Source organism: Ruegeria arenilitoris (assembly GCF_013035315.1).
GTDB classification, from domain to species: Bacteria; Pseudomonadota; Alphaproteobacteria; order Rhodobacterales; family Rhodobacteraceae; genus Ruegeria; species Ruegeria arenilitoris_D.
This window is the reverse complement of sequence record NZ_WQHP01000006.1, coordinates 217,040-232,472: the sequence shown is the minus strand read 5'-3', so window position 1 is coordinate 232,472 and position 15,433 is coordinate 217,040. Positions and strand designations below refer to the sequence as shown.

Below are 15,433 nucleotides of genomic sequence, written 5' to 3'. Positions count from 1 at the left end.
TCTCAGCGTTTTTGCTTGGATAAAACGTTACGGCCCAGACGTTCAAGGGCGGCGCGCAAATCACCATCTGTGACATCTTGCGCCGTCCGGTTCGCCTCGGCTTCGATCTCTGGTTCGATCTTGGGTTTTGCTTGTTTCGGCTTGTGGTCGAAACTGGCCTGCCCCTCGGCAAATCCTGTCGGAGCGGTCTGTGTGATGCGCACCCGGCTGATGGCGTTATAGCCATAAACCGCGTTTACCTTGCCGCGCAGCTGCTCCTTTTGCATTTCCAGCATCGGGGCCTGCGGGCCAGTGGTCAGCACGGTTAGCGTCGCACCGATTCCGCCCTTGCCATAGCCCACATTCACGGGTCGCGCGATGGCGGCCATATCCTGCCCCACAATCTCGGCCCAATGAGTCAACAAGCGCGACACGGCGAAACCCCGGCTTTCACCGGCGCGCCTGATCTGGTCGTTCAGCAATGTCGCGGTGCGTTTGAACCCGCGGGTCGAAGAACGTCTGCGCTGCATCTGGTTTCCAACTCCTGCGCCGCTATTGTAAAGGGCATGACAACGGGCGCCAGCGAAACCCGACAGGGAGATAGATAAAACTTGCGTGACTCTGCTGAATTCGACGTGAGCGGCACGCTGCTGCACTGGTACGACCGCCACGCCCGCGAGATGCCCTGGCGTGTTGGCCCGGCAGATCGGGCGGCCGGAGTGACGCCCGACCCCTATCGAATCTGGCTGTCGGAGGTCATGCTACAGCAGACCACTGTTGCTGCCGTGCGGGACTATTTCATGCGGTTCACCACACGCTGGCCCACGGTCGAGGCGCTGGCCGCAGCCCCGGATGATCAGGTCATGGGGGAATGGGCCGGTCTGGGCTATTACGCCCGCGCCCGGAACCTGCTGAAATGTGCCCGAGTCGTGGCCGAAGACTACGGTGGACAATTCCCCAACACCTACGACGAATTGCTGAAACTGCCGGGGGTCGGCCCCTATACCGCCGCCGCGATTTCGGCCATTGCTTTTGATCGGCCCGAAACCGTGTTGGACGGCAATGTCGAACGGGTGATGGCGCGTCTTTACAACATCCACGGCCCGCTGCCCGGCTCAAAACCGCTGCTCAAGGACAAGGCCGCCGCGTTGACGCCCGGTCTTCGCCCCGGAGATTATGCGCAGGCGGTGATGGATCTTGGGGCCACGATCTGCACGCCGAAATCCCCGGCCTGCGGTATCTGCCCGCTCCGCGATCCCTGCGCGGCGCGCGTAAACGGCACCCAAGCCGAACTACCGCGCAAGACCCCAAAAAAGCCCAAACCCACCCGCTACGGCCATGTCTATATTGCCCAAAGCAGTGACGGAGCCTTTCTGCTGGAACGCCGCCCGGACAAAGGCCTGCTAGGCGGAATGCTGGGCTGGCCGGGATCCGAGTGGTCTGAGGCCCCGGTCGAAGCCCCGCCCTTCGCAACGGATTGGCAACTGTTGTCAGGTGAGGTGCGTCATACCTTTACCCATTTTCATCTGATCCTATGCATCTGGACGGCCAGTCTTCCAGCCGATCAGAAGCATAATAACTGGGTAATCATCGACAAACACGCGTTCCGCCCCAGTGACCTTCCCACAGTGATGCGCAAGGCGTATGACCTCTGGCGCGTGACGTAACCCATTGTGCCAGAATGCGAGCCGGGTCTAATCTGACCACAGTGGTTCGGAGCGCTAAATGATCGCATCAGACAGTCTGTCTCGCTGGCAAGAAGCCTCGCCGTTCTGGGTGTCCTTCCTGTTGATCCCGTTGATTTGGGTCACCGCATTTGCAGGCGGCTGGTGGGTGTTGCTCGTGCCGTTATCGACCTGGTGGGCTTTTGCGGTTTTGGATCGATTGACGGGCCTGAACCTTGAAAATGCCGACCCAGACACGCCAGACGGCGTTCTGAAATGGTACATCCTGCTGACAAACGTTTGGGTGCCGGTTCAGTTTTTCACGCTTTTCGGGCTGATCTGGTACGCGACACATACTGATCATCTGTCTGTTCTGGCCAAAATAGGCCTCTTCTTTGGAATGGGTGTGATCTCGGGCACAATCGGGATCAACTACAGCCACGAGCTGATGCACCAAAAAGGTCGGTTCGAACGCTGGCTTGGTGACATCCTGCTGGCGATGGTGCTGTATTCGCACTTCCGGTCGGAACACCTGTTGGTGCACCACCGCTATGTCGGCACGCCACGCGACCCCGTTACCGCGCGGTACAACGAAGGGTTCCACAGATTTTACCCGAGGGTGCTCTTGCAATGTCTCGTTTCCGCGTTTCGAGCGGAAAAAGACAAACTTGCGCGCAAGCAACGCCCTTGGACCGACCCTACAAACCCATTCTGGCGGTATTGGTTCCTGCAAGTGGGCATGCTCGCGCTTGCTTTCATGGTCGGAGGATGGTCTGGCATCGCTTTGTTCCTGCTTCAGGCTGGTGTCGCCATATGGCAGCTGGAGCTGGTCAACTACGTCGAACATTATGGCCTGACCCGCAAACATCTTGGCGATGGCAAGTATGAGCACGTTCAGCCCCGCCATTCGTGGAACGCGTCGCAGAAAGCCTCAAACTGGCTGCTGATCAACCTGCAACGCCATTCCGACCACCACTACAAACCGAACCGGCGCTTTCCCCTGCTGCAACATCATTCTCAGGACGCGGCACCTCAGTTACCCTATGGATACCCGGTGATGACCGTCGCGGCGATGATCCCGCCGCTGTGGCGGCGCGTCATGAACCCCCGCGTTCGGGCATGGCGACGTCAGTACTACCCCGAAGTCACCGATTGGAAGCCGTACAACAAATCGCTCAACCCATTGCCACGCGCCTGACCGCAGCGCGTGCCAACGCGCTACACGGCCCAACGGGAGGACGCGCATTTTTGATGCGCGGCACACCGGCGGGAGCCCTTATTGCACCCAAATATCCATTGGTTGTTGAACCCCGCGGACAGGTTGATTTTCGTGTTTCACGAAACCGACGGTCTGCTCGGCAATGTTGTTGCCTTCCTCGATAACCTGCACGCGCACCGCATCGCTCAGGACCACCCGCACTCCAAGATCGCGCGTCAACGCCTCAAGCTTGGCCGAGACATTTACCGCGTCGCCGATTACTGCAAATTCCAACCGGTTCGCCCCAATGTCGCCCAGCACCACCGGCCCATAGTGCACACCGATCCCAACCTGAATCTCGGGCTCACCCGCCCGCCGCCGCTCAAGGTTCCAGCGGTCGATCACCGTGACCATATCGCGTGCGCAAGCCACCGCGTTGCTTGCGTCCAGCGGCGTCGGAACCGGCGTACCAAACGTGGCCATCAGCCCGTCACCGAGGTATTTGTCCAAAGTGCCATGATGGCGGAACACCTCGGTCTCCATGCGGGCGTGGAAACCTCGCAAAACTTCGATCACTTCATACGGATCACGCCCTGCCGCGAACTTGGTGAAACCCACGATATCGATGAACAGAACAGCTATGTTTTCCTTGCGTATCTGTTTTAGCGGTTCGTCATTCTGGCTTAGCTCGTCCACAACATTCGGCGAGAAATACCGCGACAGGTTCGCCCGCTCTCTCTCCAACCCCGCATTGGTCATCAACAACCGGTTGAGCCGACGCATCGAAATGCCAAGCGTCACGGCAACCATCATAAAGACTATGACCTGCTGAATGCGCAGCTCTGGCATGAAACTGTTGGGGTTCAGCCATTCCGCGACATCCGGATAGCCCACCAAGGCGTCTGCCACACGCTCGCTGATGCCGGGGATCGGCGTTGCCACCCACCATGCGATCACCCAGCCCGCGGTCCACATCATCACGGTCCATGACCCGATGGCGACGACCGTGCTCCAGGAATAGGCCAGCGTTCCCGCCGCCAGAATGATGAAGAAATACTGGAAGTTATCGAACCGGTATTGCATGGCCAGTGGCCGCACGTCATCGCTAAACGGGTTCGGTACGATCATCCCCAGCGTCATGATCAGCAGGTCCACGAAGATCAGCAACAGCTCGATCCGAGACTGTCCCACCCGACCGGCGCGCTGGATCAACCAGCCATTCGCGCAGATCAACAGTAGGATGAAGTGATACCACAGCACCTCCCATTGCGGGTTCAGGAAGATCAGCAGGATGCCTGTCAGGCCCATCGCGATCCAGCGTGCGCGGACGGCCAGTTCCAGCCCTTCGCGCTTGTGCCGTTCCAGCGCGGCCTCTGTGTACTTGTTATCCAGATCGTACACATCCGGCTTGGTGATTGAGAACCGTTCAAGACGAGATTCGCTGGCTGTGGTTTCCGACATTGCCGAGGCTCCTTCCGTGCGCAGCAGGATCAGGACTCTCATATCGGAACCGGGAGGGCAACAAAACAAAAGACCCCGCCGTGATCGGCGGGGCAAGGCTTAGTGCCTTGTGTCAGGCCACAGGCACCGGCGGTGTTCGTGAATTCAGTTCATCTCGGCCCGGATTTGCTGGCGCAGAACGTCGATAGGCACTGTCTTGCCATCGCGTTTAAAGCACCAGTAGGTCCAGCCGTTGCAGGACGGCGCATTTTCCAGATGTGCGCCCACCTGATGGATCGAGCCTTTGACGTTATCGCCAACCAGCGTGCCGTCCGCACGAACCTTGGCCTTGTGGCGCTGGTTCATGGAATAAAGTTCTTCACCCGGGCGCAGCATGCCGCGTTCGACCAGTTGGCCAAAGGGTACGCGCGGCTCGGCGCGTTTGCTGGCGCTGACTTCCAGCGCTTCGCGATCAAACTTACGGACCTTGGCGATGCGCTTTTCGGCCACCTTGCGATAGCTTTCCTCGCGCTCAATCCCGATGAACTCGCGTCCCAGCATTTTGGCAACGGCACCGGTCGTGCCTGTGCCGAAGAACGGATCAAGGATCACGTCACCGGGGTTGGTCGAGCCGATCAGGACGCGGTGTAGCAGCGATTCCGGCTTTTGCGTCGGATGCGCCTTGTCGCCATTTTCATCCTTGAGGCGCTCATGGCCGGTGCAGATCGGCAGCACCCAGTCACTGCGCATCTGCACGCCTTCGTTCAGCGCCTTCAGAGCTTCGTAGTTGAAGGTATATTTGGCACCTTCACGCTTGGACGCCCAGATCATTGTCTCATGTGCGTTGGTAAAGCGCTTGCCGCGGAAGTTCGGCATCGGGTTGGATTTGCGCCACACGACGTCGTTCAGAATCCAGTACCCGGCATCCTGCAAGACCGAACCCACACGGAAGATGTTGTGGTAAGAACCAATCACCCAGATTGCGCCATTCGGCTTCAACAGGCGATGCGCGGCCTTTAGCCATTCACGGGTGAACTGATCATAGGCCCCAAAGCTTGAGAACTGGTCCCAGTGATCATCGACCGCGTCCACCTGGCTGTTATCTGGGCGGTGCAACTGACCTTTGAGTTGCAGATTATAAGGAGGATCCGCGAAAATCAGGTCAACCGACGCCTCGGGCAGACTGTTCATCACATCGATGCAGTCCCCGGATAGAATCGTGTTTAAAGGGAGCGCTTTTGCGCCCTTTTTGGTGGTTGTTGTCATTGTACTGCCTCAAGTATCCACGGCGCTTTTGCGCTCATTTGGTTGAGACAAGGATGAGTCAAAGTCGATTCGCCGTCAATTTCTTTTTTGAATCAGCGACTTACGATTTACTCTTGATACAAGATGTTGTGTACCGGCTTGAAGGAACGCCTATGATGTGGGGTTACACCGAGATTTTGCAGCGCTTCTCTGTGTTGTTTCGACGGATAGCCTGCGTTCTTCTCCCATCCATAGCCGGGATGCTGTTGCGCCAAATCCACCATCAGTTGATCGCGCCAGTTTTTTGCGATGATCGAAGCCGCCGCAATCGACACTGAATGCGCGTCCCCTTTGACAACCGCCTGCGCCGGGATCGTCAAACCGCGCGGAATCATGTTTCCGTCGATCAACAGATAGTCCGGCTGAGGGTCCAATGCGGCAACCGCGCGTTCCATCGCCAAATGCGACGCGCGCAAGATGTTGTGTTCGTCGATCTCAGCCACCGAAGCCTCTGCTATCGCGAACTCGGCCCGTTCGCGAATGGCGACGTCCAATGCGCCGCGCCGTTTGGCTGTTAGTTTCTTGGAGTCATTCAGCCCCTCTGGAATGTCCTCGGGGTTCAGAATCACGGCCGCCGCAACCACGGGTCCGGCCAAAGGCCCGCGACCCACTTCATCCACACCGGCCACACGCAGATACCCCTGCGCCACTGCAGCCTGCTCAATCGAATAGTCCGGGTTTGTCATACCTACCGAAAACCGCGTTTCCCGCCCAACCGCAAGACAAAAAGCGAGGACGGCTTGCGCCGCCCTCTCCCGCGCGGCGCTTCTGTGGCACCGCTCCTGCTCGAAAGTGATTACTTGTAAACGACGCGGTATCCTTGCTGGCGCAGGCATGCAGGTTCGTATGCCCGCTTCACCTCTTTGCCATTCCAGAAACCGACCTTGCACTCTTGCGGCAGGCTATTGGCGTGTTTGTAATGCTTTTTGAGGCAATTCGGCGCCAGAAGCGGTTGATTGTTCGAATACGCATTGTAGTTGCGCAGACATTGCTGCGGCAGGTCATAGCGCGCAACATTTCGCGGCAGCGGCCGCACCGGATAGCTGGGCTGCGCGACATAAGGCTGCTGCGTATAGGTCTGTTGGCGCGACGCCCGCTGCTTGCGCTGTTCCTTGTTATAGTAGTGAACGCCCGCGCCAATGATCGCGATGGCAGCAAGCCCACCAAGGATGTCTTTGGCATCCGCAGCCCGCGCCTGCGAGGCCGAGACGCCGGTGATGGTGATTGCGGTGGCAACGACAAGAGCGATGAACTTCCGGTGCATGATGCGTGTCCTTCCTGGTGTTTAGGGGCGATCCGACACAGACCGCAAACGTGATGCACCAACATTGGGTCTGCCCCCCTCAGACAAGCAATAACGGGCCGGTGTTATCCAATATCAGCCCCCTCAAACCCCTTGGGTTATTGAATATCCGGCGAACCCATGCGCAGGATGCAGCCTATGAAACCGATCCTCTCTTCTCTGGCCATTGCGGCCCTGATATCGCTTGGCACCGCGGCTGCGGCCGAATGCTATGCGGATTACAAGGCCAAGCAGGACAATCCGCTGCGGCTGCACTACGGCGTGATGCAGGTGTCGGCCTGCGACAAAGGCCAAGCCCAGCAAGAGGTCTCACAACGCCTCAGCGCGTCGGGTTGGACCTTGCTGAACGTCATGTCCGTTTTCGGGCCGGAAGGATTGGATAAAAGGAAGGCCAATGCCGGACAATTCTATCTCCGTTACTGATACGCGGCGATCTGGCACACGGCTGGTCGGCGCAGGTATCGCGGCCATCGTCTTCATCCTGATCACAGCCGCCGCCTTTCTGTTCTGGACCTTGCCGGACGCCAACGCCTTCAACGCGCGGGTAGAGCGGCTGTTTGTCGAAAGCGACCTGACTTCGCAGACCGAGATTCGCCTGCTTGAGATCCTGGCGCAGTCGGGCACCGCCTTCGCCGATACACTGGCGAGCTATCGTATGGTGATCTACGTGCTGCTGGTCTTTGCCAGCGCGATGCTTGTGGCAGCATTGGTGTTTCTGGTGATGCTTGTCTTGCTGAACCGCCGGATGGCGCAGATCGAACGCACCGGGATTCAGGTGACATCGCTGCTGATCAGCCGCGAGGAAAACACCGTCTATCTGAACAACATGGATTTCAAGCTGACCCCGGCCGCCATGGAAACGCTGTCGGTTCTGGCCGAATCCCGACTGGATGACGAGGTCCTGTCCGGCGCTCAGATCGAAGCGATGATCTCAGGCAAAAGCGCCGCCGATTGCGACGAGGCCGCTGGCGCGACCCGGATCAAACGGCTGCGGGACGCCTTGGGCAATCAGATGGTCAGCGAGTTGTTGGTCAAGAACATCGCAAAGAAGGGCTATATGCTGTCCATCGAAAAAGATGTGATCCAGATGGTCTGAGCTTACGATTGCACAGCTGATGTGCAGTAAAAATGCCGGGATCACCTCTTGGAAAACCGCGCTTCAAGGCCCATCCTATATAGACCCGCGCCAGGGAGGATGACGATGAACGTGCACGCCACTCCAAGAGCAAAAGGCTATGGGATCTCAGTCGAACGGTTGAACGGTAAGATTGCCATTTACCGGGATCAGGTTCTTTTGGCCGAAAGCAGCAATGCCAAGGTGATGTATGAAACGCGGCTCCCGCCGACGATCTACATCCCGCGCGAAGACGTGCGTGTTGCTCTCAGCGATGAGACCGAATTGCAAACCTTTTGTCCCTTCAAGGGCACTGCGACCTATCACGACGTGATCCTCGGCGGCGAGCGGTTGGCCAATTCCGTCTGGGCCTACGAAGAAGCCCTGCCTGAAAGCGTTGTGATTCAGGGCCATATCGGATTCATGCCGAATGCCTATACCAAGATTGACTTGGGCGATAACACCCTGCGGGACCCCGAGGATGGCAATATCAGCGGCCCGTTGATTGACTGGCTGATGCGCGGAGCGTCGGAAAATGACACGCCCGAGGCCTTTACTCAGGCTCTGGCCGAGAAAATGCTGGAACACGGGATCGCCATTCAGCGCCTCAGCATCCTGGCCTGGTCCCTGCATCCGCTGATCGCGGGCAAGCACTATATCTGGGAAAAAGGTGAGGCCGAGATTTCGACCAATGTTCCCACCTATGAAATCCACGATCACCCGGCCTATATCAACAGCCCCTTGCGCCATGTGTCGAACGGTCTGGGCGGCGTGCGCCAGCGGCTGAATGCGGACAACCCCCACAACAGCTTTCCGATCATGGAGGATCTGCGGGCCAAAGGCGCGACCGACTATGTGGCCATGCCCCTGCCCTTTTCAGATGGGCGTACCAATGTACTGACCCTGACCTGCGATCACCCGGATGGGTTCACCACCGAAAACCTGGGCCTAGTATTCGAATGCTCACAGGTCATTGCCCGGTTTTACGAGGTGTTCATGCAGCGTGAGAACGCTCAGGTCCTGCTTGAAACTTACGTGGGCAAACGCTCGGGCGCGCGCGTGCTGGGCGGTGAGATCAGGCGCGGCGACGGGGATGAGATCGACGCCGCCATCATGTTCTGCGACCTGCGCAACTCGACCAGCCTCGAAGAGCGCCTGGGCCGCAGCGCATACATCAACCTTCTGAATGACTTCTTCGAAACCGTATCGGGCATAGTCCACGACAATGGCGGCGAGGTTCTGAAGTTCATCGGCGACGCGGTTCTGGCTGTCTTCCCGGCGGGTGAGGATTCAATTTCGGCCCGCGGCAATGCCCAGCGCAGCGCCATAAGTATCGTCGAGAAGCTGGGAGAGTTGCACCAGTCGGGCTTGGACACGCATTGCGACTGTTCGATCGGCGTGGCCTATGGTCGGGTGACCTATGGCAATGTCGGCTCGCGTGAGCGATTGGACTTTACTGTGATTGGACAAGCCGCGAACATCGCCGCGCGTTTAGGGGAATACGGCAAGACCAAGAACCACAGGATTGTCGTTTCCGCCGACATTCTACCAGCCTGCGCAAACGCTCTGCCGCTTGGTGATGTCAAGCTGCACAACGTATCGCAACCGGTGACGTCTTACGCGCTCAGAACTTCAGCGGATGCCGTTCTGGACGGATAAGGTCCGCATTTTAGTGCTGCGTGGCTTTTGTCAGAGCTTCACCCGTGTAACTTAGCCGCCCAGAAGGATCAGCGCGGTTTGCGCGGGTGAAACCACGTTTTCAAGCTGAGCGATCTGGCTTCGGGCCAGGAATTGATCCGTCAACTGCTCTCTGGCCTCTTTGTCTTTGAACTGGGCCAAATCATCGGATCCCGTCAAACCGGACAACCGATCCTTGAACACCTCAAGCTGCCTGTCGATGTTCAGCTGACCGAAACTCGCGGGCAAACCCAACGCAGTCTCCATCATGCGACGAAGCGGTGGCAAGCTCATCAGGTCGAACCATTTAGTATCCTTGCTGCCCCCCTTCGCGGCAAGATCGCTCGGCGCGTGTTGGGCGTAAAGCGAGATACGCATCGTTTCATCTGTCTCGCCCACCGCAACCTCGAACCGAGACACCATGTTGTCACGCGCAATCTCTTCCATATTGGTGATCAGCCCGGTTTTGCGCACTTCACCCGGCCCGAATCCAAACGCATCCGAGAACTGCCGGTATCTTTTGTCAGACAAGCGGTTCGACAGAGCGTCCTGCGCCTTCGTTCCATCAGACAGGATTTTCTGGATGAAAAAGCGGTTATCCAGATCGCCTTCTAACCCAAAGGCCCCCAGCGCGACCTGCAACAACCGACGGTCTGATACCAGGTCTTCCGCTGTCTGAACCTTTTTAATGTTCGCCAGAAAATACTCACTGTCCCGCTTGTTGACCGCAGACGCCGAAAAGCTTTCCAGCTGCGCGTCATAGGTGCGTTGCAGGAACCGCCAGCCAACCAGCCCGCCCGATGGTATAACCGGCTGGAAGGTCATTGTTGATAAGCCATCAGGCGTTCTTCGCGTGGCAGCAATGCACGCAGAGCCTTGAGGCATTTGTAGAACTGCTCATCCAGCAAGGCTTCGGTCGCTTCGGCCAGCACCCGGCGGCTGTCTGCGTCTGTGAAAACCTGGCTCAACTCCTCGACCCGGCGCAACAATTGTTGGCGGGCCCGATCGGGCTCTGTGTCGCCCGACAGGACGAGCTGCGTGGCATAGCAAACACGTCGAACCGGGGTATTCACCTCGTCGGGATGAATCGCGTCCCGCAGACGCAAAACATTTGCCTCGGGCGTCATGATCGAGAACCGGCTGCGTCGGTCCCCGTTTTCCAAGACCACACCGTTGATCAGAACACGCTCTTTCGGGGCCAGTTTCAGAACCAATCCTGCCATTACGTGGCCCTCATCTGCCGCAGACCACGCAGTACCACCATGTTGATCTCAAGCAGTGGCTCAACCGAGGCCTTATTGCCAAGAACCTGGCTGCTGTGCTGTTCGGTAAACTCGGCCAGATAGAAAATGCGAGCGCGCAAGTCGTTGGGCAGACCGTTTTCGGAATCCGTTACTCCACTGGCCAGAACGGTCCATAACCGGCGGTTTTCGTGCAGGGCTTGAACGAACCCGCCGAAATCGGCCGCTTGCCGGGCAGCGGCGGCTTTGAGCCTGTGGGTAATCTTTTATATCGCTTCGTATTCGGTATCGCGCGGGGTGCGCGTCGGTGCGGCGGTCTGTGCATAGGCACGCTGGGCAAAAGCTTGCGGTGTCACGTGAAATCCTTCCAGTAATCCGCCACTTGGCGGTCAGTATCGGGGCGTGTTGCCGCGCCCCGACCGGGTTCCTGAACTTAGCGGAACAGAGACAAAATCGACTGCGGTGCCTGGTTGGCGATCGACAGCGACTGAGTCGCCAGCTGCTGCTGAACCTGAAGGGCCTGCAGGCGCGCTGAGGTCTCTTCCATGTCCGCATCAACCAACGAGCCGATCCCCGATTTGAACGAATCCGCCAGGTTCGAAATGAACTCTTTCTGGGTCTCGATCCGGCCCTGAGCCGAACCAAAGGCAGCCGACGCGTCGATAGATGTGTCGATCAGCGTTTCGATCGTGGCCAGCGCGGCTGTCGCCCCGGCACCGGTGGACACGTCCAGACCCGCCATTGCGCCGAGACCGCCCGAACCTGCGTTCACGAACTGTGCCGAGAACGAGATGTCGCGACCGGTGTTGTTGGTGACGGCCAGGGTGCCTTGTGTGCCCGAGTCATAGCCGACAGTCAGACCGTTGATACCCATCTCTTCGATCTTGGCTTTCAGACCAACGGCGACGATGTCGCCCGTGGTGGTCGCCGCGGCGTCTGCGGCAGTCACGGTATAGGACACGACCTGATCATCGATGGCGACGACCACTTTGTCACCAGCCGCAAAGGTGCCGCTGGATTCATCGGTCACCAAAGCAGTGGCCGAGGTCGCTGCGTTGGCGATGGTTGCACCCACGCGGTCGTTGCCAGTGGACGATCCGGTCGAGCCATCAAACACTGCCTTGGTCACGTAGCCGCCAGTCGACAGGTTTTGCCCTGCGACACTGATCGAAGAAGCAGTCACGTTGCCGGTGTTATCCCGGTCCAGCGAGGCCAGGATAGAGGCCGAGCCAGCCGAGCCGTCCACAAGGTTCAAACCATTGAACTGAGCAGCCTTCACCACCGAGTTGATCTGCCCCTTCAGCGCGGTCACGTCAGCGTTGATCTTGTCGCGGTCAACGTTGTCTTCTTGTGCCGCGACAATCTTGCTTTTCATCTGAGTCAGCAGGTCGGTGACAGTCTCAGATGCGTTACGCGCAACAGCAACAGTGGATTCACCCAGCGACAGGCTGTCCTTGATTGCGTTGAAGCCTTTGACATCCGACTCCATGACCTTGGAAATCGCCCAAACAGCCGAGTTGTCTTTGGCAGTTGCAACGTCCTTACCCGTCGAGATCGCGTTCCGCGTCGCGCCAAGATCTTTGTTGACCGACTTGAGTGTTTGCAGCGCAACCATTGCGCCATTGTTTGTCAGAATGCTGGACATATCTGTCATCCTTTTCCGTTCGGGCCTTTTGCGCCCATGCTCACCCCGCCACCTGTGCGGGCTTTCACGTCTTTCTGATCGGTGCGATCCGCCGTCGGGCTGTTCGCGCCACCTGCTGTTTCAGGTGCACGAACACCTTTGACCTTGATCCCCTAACGGAGTGCTAAAGCGTGAAAGTCAGAAATTTAGGATTTGAATCAAACCTGTACCTAGGCCCGCTTTTCCAGCTTGGCATGATGTCTGACGGCGAATCCGCTGCGTTGGCCGTCGGCGCCATAGGTACTGAATTCCTGTCGCACCCGCCGAAGTTCGGCCATGCGATCGGCTACAGCGCGAATCCCCTCAGCCGCACTGTTGAGCAGCGCCTGGTTCCGCTCGACCTTTTTCTGCAAGCGCATCAACTCGTCACTGTCAAAGACCTCAAGGTCGTTGAGCGCACCGATCAGCTTTTCCTTTTCGGGCGCCGTGTGATGCAGGCGGTCCAGATCGCCCTCGACCAGTGCATTGCGCTCAAGGTCCAAAACCTCTTCAAGGGACTTCACAAGATCGGTTTCAGGTGTCGTTGACATTTGTTTTCTCCATCATGGACTGGAACAGGATCTCGGACAGGCCGACCCCGCCGGACTGGGCCAGCGCGCGGGCCCGATGCTGCACAAGAAACGACGCGAACTGATCCTCGCCCGCGCCGCCTCCAAAGGACTGAAGGGCTTGTCCCAACCCCGCGGACTTCCACATCTCGCCCAGAAATGCGGCTTCCAGCTCAACGGCCGCGGCATGCAATTTCTGCGCGCAGGCCGAGGATTGGGGAGCTGGTAATGGCGCTGATACCTTCATCGTTTTCTCCGAAAATTGCATCGAACTTTCACGATCAAAGAAGAAAGCAGTTAAAATAAACGTAACTTCCTGCGGGCAAGTATTCGGTCACACAATCGGAGCCGGAGCAAAATGCCCAACCCTCTTTCAGTGGTGACTTCCTCGCCAACCGCCGCCGCCAAATCTCAAGGCAATACACCCGAGCCGGGGGACGATACCGGCGCGGCGTTTGCTGCCATGCTCGATCAGCATAGCGATGAGAACAGCGATCAGGATGTTAGCCTGGGCATGGTCCCGGCCGAGCCGGAGGTTGAGGTTGAGGTTGAGGTTGAAACAGACGGTATACCAAAGCCAGAAACGGAAGAAGCTCGCGTCGATCCTGAAAAGGCGGACCAAGATCCACCACACATTGATCTAGAAAAACCAGAGCCGAAGATTGACCCCGAGCCCACTCCATTGTTGGTTACTGCCCCTGTTGGGCGGGATCAGGCACTGCAGGCATCTGAGCAAGGCGCGATACAGGACATTCGCCAATCCTCACGCGTTTTGGCGAATGATCCACCAACACATCAACCACTTCGGTCCTCTGCGGATGCAGCTAAACCAGAAACTGCAGCTCCAGTGATCCAGGCGACCAAGCGTCAAACGAAAGCAGACGCTGATCTGACCCGACGCTTGCCTCAACATCGGCAAGCCGCAGATCAATCCCAGCCAACTCAGGTTGAACAGCAACAGACGCCAAAACCAGATCGCGCACCCAGCATCGCGCAGATGCAGCTGTTCGCGTCCGGGAAACCGAATATTCAGGTTGATGGAAACGCTGATTTGATCGTCGAGGAGGTTGCCCTGCTCAGGACCGAAGCGCCCGTTTCGACCGGTCGAGAGACCCCGGCTCCGATTCATAACATGGCACCTGCAGCCCGCGCTGGAGTGGCCCGCGCGGTCGCCGGACAGATGGCGGCGGTCATCACTGCTCAGCCGAACTCTGGCGCTGTTGAAATTGCCTTGAACCCTGAAGAACTGGGGCGCGTATCCATCGTTCTGAATGGTAGCGACGACGGGGTGCACCTGACCATTTCGGCCGAACGCCCCGAAACGCTGGACATGATGCGCCGACACCTTTTGGTTCTGGAGGAGGAGTTCAGGAATCTCGGACTGGGTGATTTATCCTTTGACCTCGGAACCTCTTCGGACAAGAGCCACGAGCGCGCGAATCAAGAAAACAGGCCGCTCGGCGACGCCGCACAAATGGCTGACCCCTCAGGCAACGCGGTGCCTGTTACTAGAACCGGCCCTGTGGGCCGCATCGACATGAGGTTGTGACAATGATTTCCCCGACCCAATCCAACACCGCAACACCCGCCCCAAATAAAAGTTTCAACGCAGCAAAAACCACCGGTCTGGCGTCCGATTTTGTGACGTTCCTAAAAATGCTGACGATTCAGGCGCGAAATCAGGATCCGCTCAAACCTTTGGACGCATCGGAATACGCATCGCAATTGGCGCAATTCTCGATGGTGGAGCAGCAGGTTCAGACCAATGATCTGTTGTCGACGCTTGGTCAGGCTCTGGGGGGGTGGAAATCTGGACAAACTCGGCAAGTGGGTCGGAATGGACGTGCGCGCGCCATCAGCGTTCAAACTTGCAGGTGCGCCCGTGACCCTGTTTGCCAAACCCGACGCGGCAGCGGACAAGGCGGTTATGGTTATCCGCGACAGCGAAGGCGCAATCATTGACCGGGTCCCTATGTCCGAAACCGACCAGAAAATGGTCTGGTCGGGAAAAGACAGCGATGGGCAGCCGTTCCCAGCCGGGACCTATTCAGCCATGTTGGAGAGCTTTGACGGCGACAAGCTGCTGTCCCAGGAACTGGCCTCGGCCTACAACAACGTCGTTGAAGCGCAAATTGTCGACAACAAGGTGATGCTGACACTGGAAAGCGGACAGGTTGTTGGCGCAACGGCTGTAACCGGTGTCAGAGCCTGAACTTGATCTGACGGGCAGGACAGTCCAAAGCTTGGCGAAATCGACTCGCTAACTGCATTGGTGACCCT

The 15,433-nt window shown here is 58.0% G+C and carries 18 protein-coding genes and 1 pseudogene; 8 read left to right on the top strand and 11 right to left on the bottom strand.

Annotated features, from left to right (window positions below; genetic code table 11):
- Window positions 1-2 precede the first annotated feature (2 nt).
- Window positions 3-509 (bottom strand): DUF721 domain-containing protein, encoded by a 507-nt coding sequence (locus GOV53_RS14975; RefSeq protein ID WP_170427499.1) that lies wholly within the window; start codon window positions 507-509, stop codon window positions 3-5.
- 81 nt (window positions 510-590) lie between these two features.
- Between GOV53_RS14975 and mutY the strand changes: the two genes are divergently transcribed.
- Both mutY and GOV53_RS14965 read left to right on the top strand, forming a co-directional pair.
- Window positions 591-1,646, top strand: a complete 1,056-nt coding sequence (mutY, locus tag GOV53_RS14970; RefSeq protein WP_170467898.1) for an A/G-specific adenine glycosylase — start codon at window positions 591-593, stop codon at window positions 1,644-1,646.
- A 58-nt stretch (window positions 1,647-1,704) separates the two neighbouring features.
- Window positions 1,705-2,841: an alkane 1-monooxygenase gene (locus GOV53_RS14965; RefSeq protein ID WP_170467896.1), complete on the top strand. Its 1,137-nt coding sequence runs from the start codon at window positions 1,705-1,707 to the stop codon at window positions 2,839-2,841.
- A gap of 78 nt (window positions 2,842-2,919) precedes the next feature.
- Here the strand turns inward: GOV53_RS14965 and GOV53_RS14960 are convergent, their stop codons facing one another.
- From GOV53_RS14960 to GOV53_RS14945, 4 genes are all read right to left on the bottom strand, one after another.
- The gene (locus tag GOV53_RS14960) at window positions 2,920-4,302 is read right to left on the bottom strand and encodes an adenylate/guanylate cyclase domain-containing protein (RefSeq protein WP_170467894.1); all 1,383 of its coding nucleotides are present in this window, start codon (window positions 4,300-4,302) and stop codon (window positions 2,920-2,922) included.
- A gap of 144 nt (window positions 4,303-4,446) precedes the next feature.
- Window positions 4,447-5,547, bottom strand: coding sequence for a site-specific DNA-methyltransferase (locus GOV53_RS14955; protein WP_170467892.1), 1,101 nt, complete (start codon window positions 5,545-5,547; stop codon window positions 4,447-4,449).
- Window positions 5,548-5,654: 107 nt separating this feature from the next.
- Window positions 5,655-6,272, bottom strand: a complete 618-nt coding sequence (locus GOV53_RS14950; RefSeq protein ID WP_170467890.1) for a ribonuclease HII — start codon at window positions 6,270-6,272, stop codon at window positions 5,655-5,657.
- A gap of 110 nt (window positions 6,273-6,382) precedes the next feature.
- A complete protein-coding gene (locus GOV53_RS14945) occupies window positions 6,383-6,850 on the bottom strand; it encodes a hypothetical protein (RefSeq protein WP_170467888.1) in 468 nt (155 codons plus the stop codon).
- Window positions 6,851-7,027: 177 nt separating this feature from the next.
- On the opposite strand from GOV53_RS14945, the gene GOV53_RS14940 reads away from it, so the two are divergent.
- The 3 genes from GOV53_RS14940 to GOV53_RS14930 all read left to right on the top strand — a co-directional run bounded on the left by GOV53_RS14940 (window position 7,028) and on the right by GOV53_RS14930 (window position 9,662).
- Window positions 7,028-7,312: a hypothetical protein gene (locus GOV53_RS14940; RefSeq protein WP_170427518.1), complete on the top strand. Its 285-nt coding sequence runs from the start codon at window positions 7,028-7,030 to the stop codon at window positions 7,310-7,312.
- Complete coding sequence (locus tag GOV53_RS14935) at window positions 7,284-7,985, top strand: winged helix-turn-helix domain-containing protein (RefSeq protein WP_170467886.1); 702 nt, start codon at window positions 7,284-7,286, stop codon at window positions 7,983-7,985. The genes GOV53_RS14940 and GOV53_RS14935 overlap by 29 nt, the downstream gene beginning before the upstream one ends.
- A 105-nt stretch (window positions 7,986-8,090) precedes the next feature.
- A complete protein-coding gene (locus tag GOV53_RS14930) occupies window positions 8,091-9,662 on the top strand; it encodes a DUF427 domain-containing protein (protein WP_170467884.1) in 1,572 nt (523 codons plus the stop codon).
- 51 nt (window positions 9,663-9,713) lie between these two features.
- On the opposite strand, the gene GOV53_RS14925 is transcribed toward GOV53_RS14930, so the two are convergent.
- From GOV53_RS14925 to GOV53_RS14900, 6 genes and pseudogenes are all read right to left on the bottom strand, one after another.
- Window positions 9,714-10,505 (bottom strand): DUF1217 domain-containing protein, encoded by a 792-nt coding sequence (locus GOV53_RS14925; protein WP_170467882.1) that lies wholly within the window; start codon window positions 10,503-10,505, stop codon window positions 9,714-9,716.
- Complete coding sequence (gene flbT, locus GOV53_RS14920) at window positions 10,502-10,903, bottom strand: flagellar biosynthesis repressor FlbT (protein ID WP_170467880.1); 402 nt, start codon at window positions 10,901-10,903, stop codon at window positions 10,502-10,504. Before flbT ends, GOV53_RS14925 begins: the two co-directional genes overlap by 4 nt.
- Window positions 10,903-11,277: pseudogene (flaF, locus tag GOV53_RS14915) on the bottom strand (flagellar biosynthesis regulator FlaF). Before flaF ends, flbT begins: the two are co-directional and overlap by 1 nt.
- A 77-nt stretch (window positions 11,278-11,354) precedes the next feature.
- The gene (locus GOV53_RS14910; protein WP_170427530.1) at window positions 11,355-12,566 is read right to left on the bottom strand and encodes a flagellin; all 1,212 of its coding nucleotides are present in this window, start codon (window positions 12,564-12,566) and stop codon (window positions 11,355-11,357) included.
- Window positions 12,567-12,775: 209 nt separating this feature from the next.
- Entirely contained in the window at window positions 12,776-13,135 is a 360-nt protein-coding gene (locus tag GOV53_RS14905; protein WP_170427533.1) for a flagellar biosynthesis protein FlgN, read from the bottom strand.
- Window positions 13,119-13,400, bottom strand: coding sequence for a rod-binding protein (locus GOV53_RS14900; protein ID WP_170467878.1), 282 nt, complete (start codon window positions 13,398-13,400; stop codon window positions 13,119-13,121). Before GOV53_RS14900 ends, GOV53_RS14905 begins: the two co-directional genes overlap by 17 nt.
- Before the next feature lie 111 nt (window positions 13,401-13,511).
- Here GOV53_RS14900 and GOV53_RS14895 point away from each other — a divergent pair, with 111 nt between their 5' ends.
- The 3 genes from GOV53_RS14895 to GOV53_RS21340 are packed head-to-tail and all read left to right on the top strand — an operon-like array spanning window position 13,512 to window position 15,365.
- Entirely contained in the window at window positions 13,512-14,702 is a 1,191-nt protein-coding gene (locus GOV53_RS14895; RefSeq protein ID WP_170467876.1) for a flagellar hook-length control protein FliK, read from the top strand.
- Between the two features lie 2 nt (window positions 14,703-14,704).
- The gene (locus GOV53_RS21530; protein WP_367648781.1) at window positions 14,705-15,115 is read left to right on the top strand and encodes a flagellar hook capping FlgD N-terminal domain-containing protein; all 411 of its coding nucleotides are present in this window, start codon (window positions 14,705-14,707) and stop codon (window positions 15,113-15,115) included.
- Window positions 14,997-15,365, top strand: coding sequence for a FlgD immunoglobulin-like domain containing protein (locus GOV53_RS21340; protein ID WP_367648787.1), 369 nt, complete (start codon window positions 14,997-14,999; stop codon window positions 15,363-15,365). The genes GOV53_RS21530 and GOV53_RS21340 overlap by 119 nt, the downstream gene beginning before the upstream one ends.
- Window positions 15,366-15,433: the final 68 nt, after the last annotated feature.

Excerpts from the sequence above, each read along its gene's own strand:
- flbT (WP_170467880.1), bottom strand. The coding sequence starts at position 10,903 with ATGGCAGGATTGGTTCTGAAACTGGCCCCGAAAGAGCGTGTTCTGATC.
- GOV53_RS14950 (WP_170467890.1), bottom strand. The coding sequence starts at position 6,272 with ATGACAAACCCGGACTATTCGATTGAGCAGGCTGCAGTGGCGCAGGGG.
- GOV53_RS14960 (WP_170467894.1), bottom strand. The coding sequence starts at position 4,302 with ATGTCGGAAACCACAGCCAGCGAATCTCGTCTTGAACGGTTCTCAATC.
- GOV53_RS14925 (WP_170467882.1), bottom strand. The coding sequence starts at position 10,505 with ATGACCTTCCAGCCGGTTATACCATCGGGCGGGCTGGTTGGCTGGCGG.
- GOV53_RS14965 (WP_170467896.1), top strand. The coding sequence starts at position 1,705 with ATGATCGCATCAGACAGTCTGTCTCGCTGGCAAGAAGCCTCGCCGTTC.
- GOV53_RS21530 (WP_367648781.1), top strand. The coding sequence starts at position 14,705 with ATGATTTCCCCGACCCAATCCAACACCGCAACACCCGCCCCAAATAAA.
- GOV53_RS14945 (WP_170467888.1), bottom strand. The coding sequence starts at position 6,850 with ATGCACCGGAAGTTCATCGCTCTTGTCGTTGCCACCGCAATCACCATC.
- GOV53_RS14910 (WP_170427530.1), bottom strand. The coding sequence starts at position 12,566 with ATGTCCAGCATTCTGACAAACAATGGCGCAATGGTTGCGCTGCAAACA.
- GOV53_RS14900 (WP_170467878.1), bottom strand. The coding sequence starts at position 13,400 with ATGAAGGTATCAGCGCCATTACCAGCTCCCCAATCCTCGGCCTGCGCG.
- GOV53_RS14905 (WP_170427533.1), bottom strand. The coding sequence starts at position 13,135 with ATGTCAACGACACCTGAAACCGATCTTGTGAAGTCCCTTGAAGAGGTT.
- GOV53_RS14895 (WP_170467876.1), top strand. The coding sequence starts at position 13,512 with ATGCCCAACCCTCTTTCAGTGGTGACTTCCTCGCCAACCGCCGCCGCC.
- GOV53_RS14940 (WP_170427518.1), top strand. The coding sequence starts at position 7,028 with ATGAAACCGATCCTCTCTTCTCTGGCCATTGCGGCCCTGATATCGCTT.
- GOV53_RS14975 (WP_170427499.1), bottom strand. The coding sequence starts at position 509 with ATGCAGCGCAGACGTTCTTCGACCCGCGGGTTCAAACGCACCGCGACA.
- GOV53_RS14930 (WP_170467884.1), top strand. The coding sequence starts at position 8,091 with ATGAACGTGCACGCCACTCCAAGAGCAAAAGGCTATGGGATCTCAGTC.
- GOV53_RS14935 (WP_170467886.1), top strand. The coding sequence starts at position 7,284 with ATGCCGGACAATTCTATCTCCGTTACTGATACGCGGCGATCTGGCACA.
- GOV53_RS14955 (WP_170467892.1), bottom strand. The coding sequence starts at position 5,547 with ATGACAACAACCACCAAAAAGGGCGCAAAAGCGCTCCCTTTAAACACG.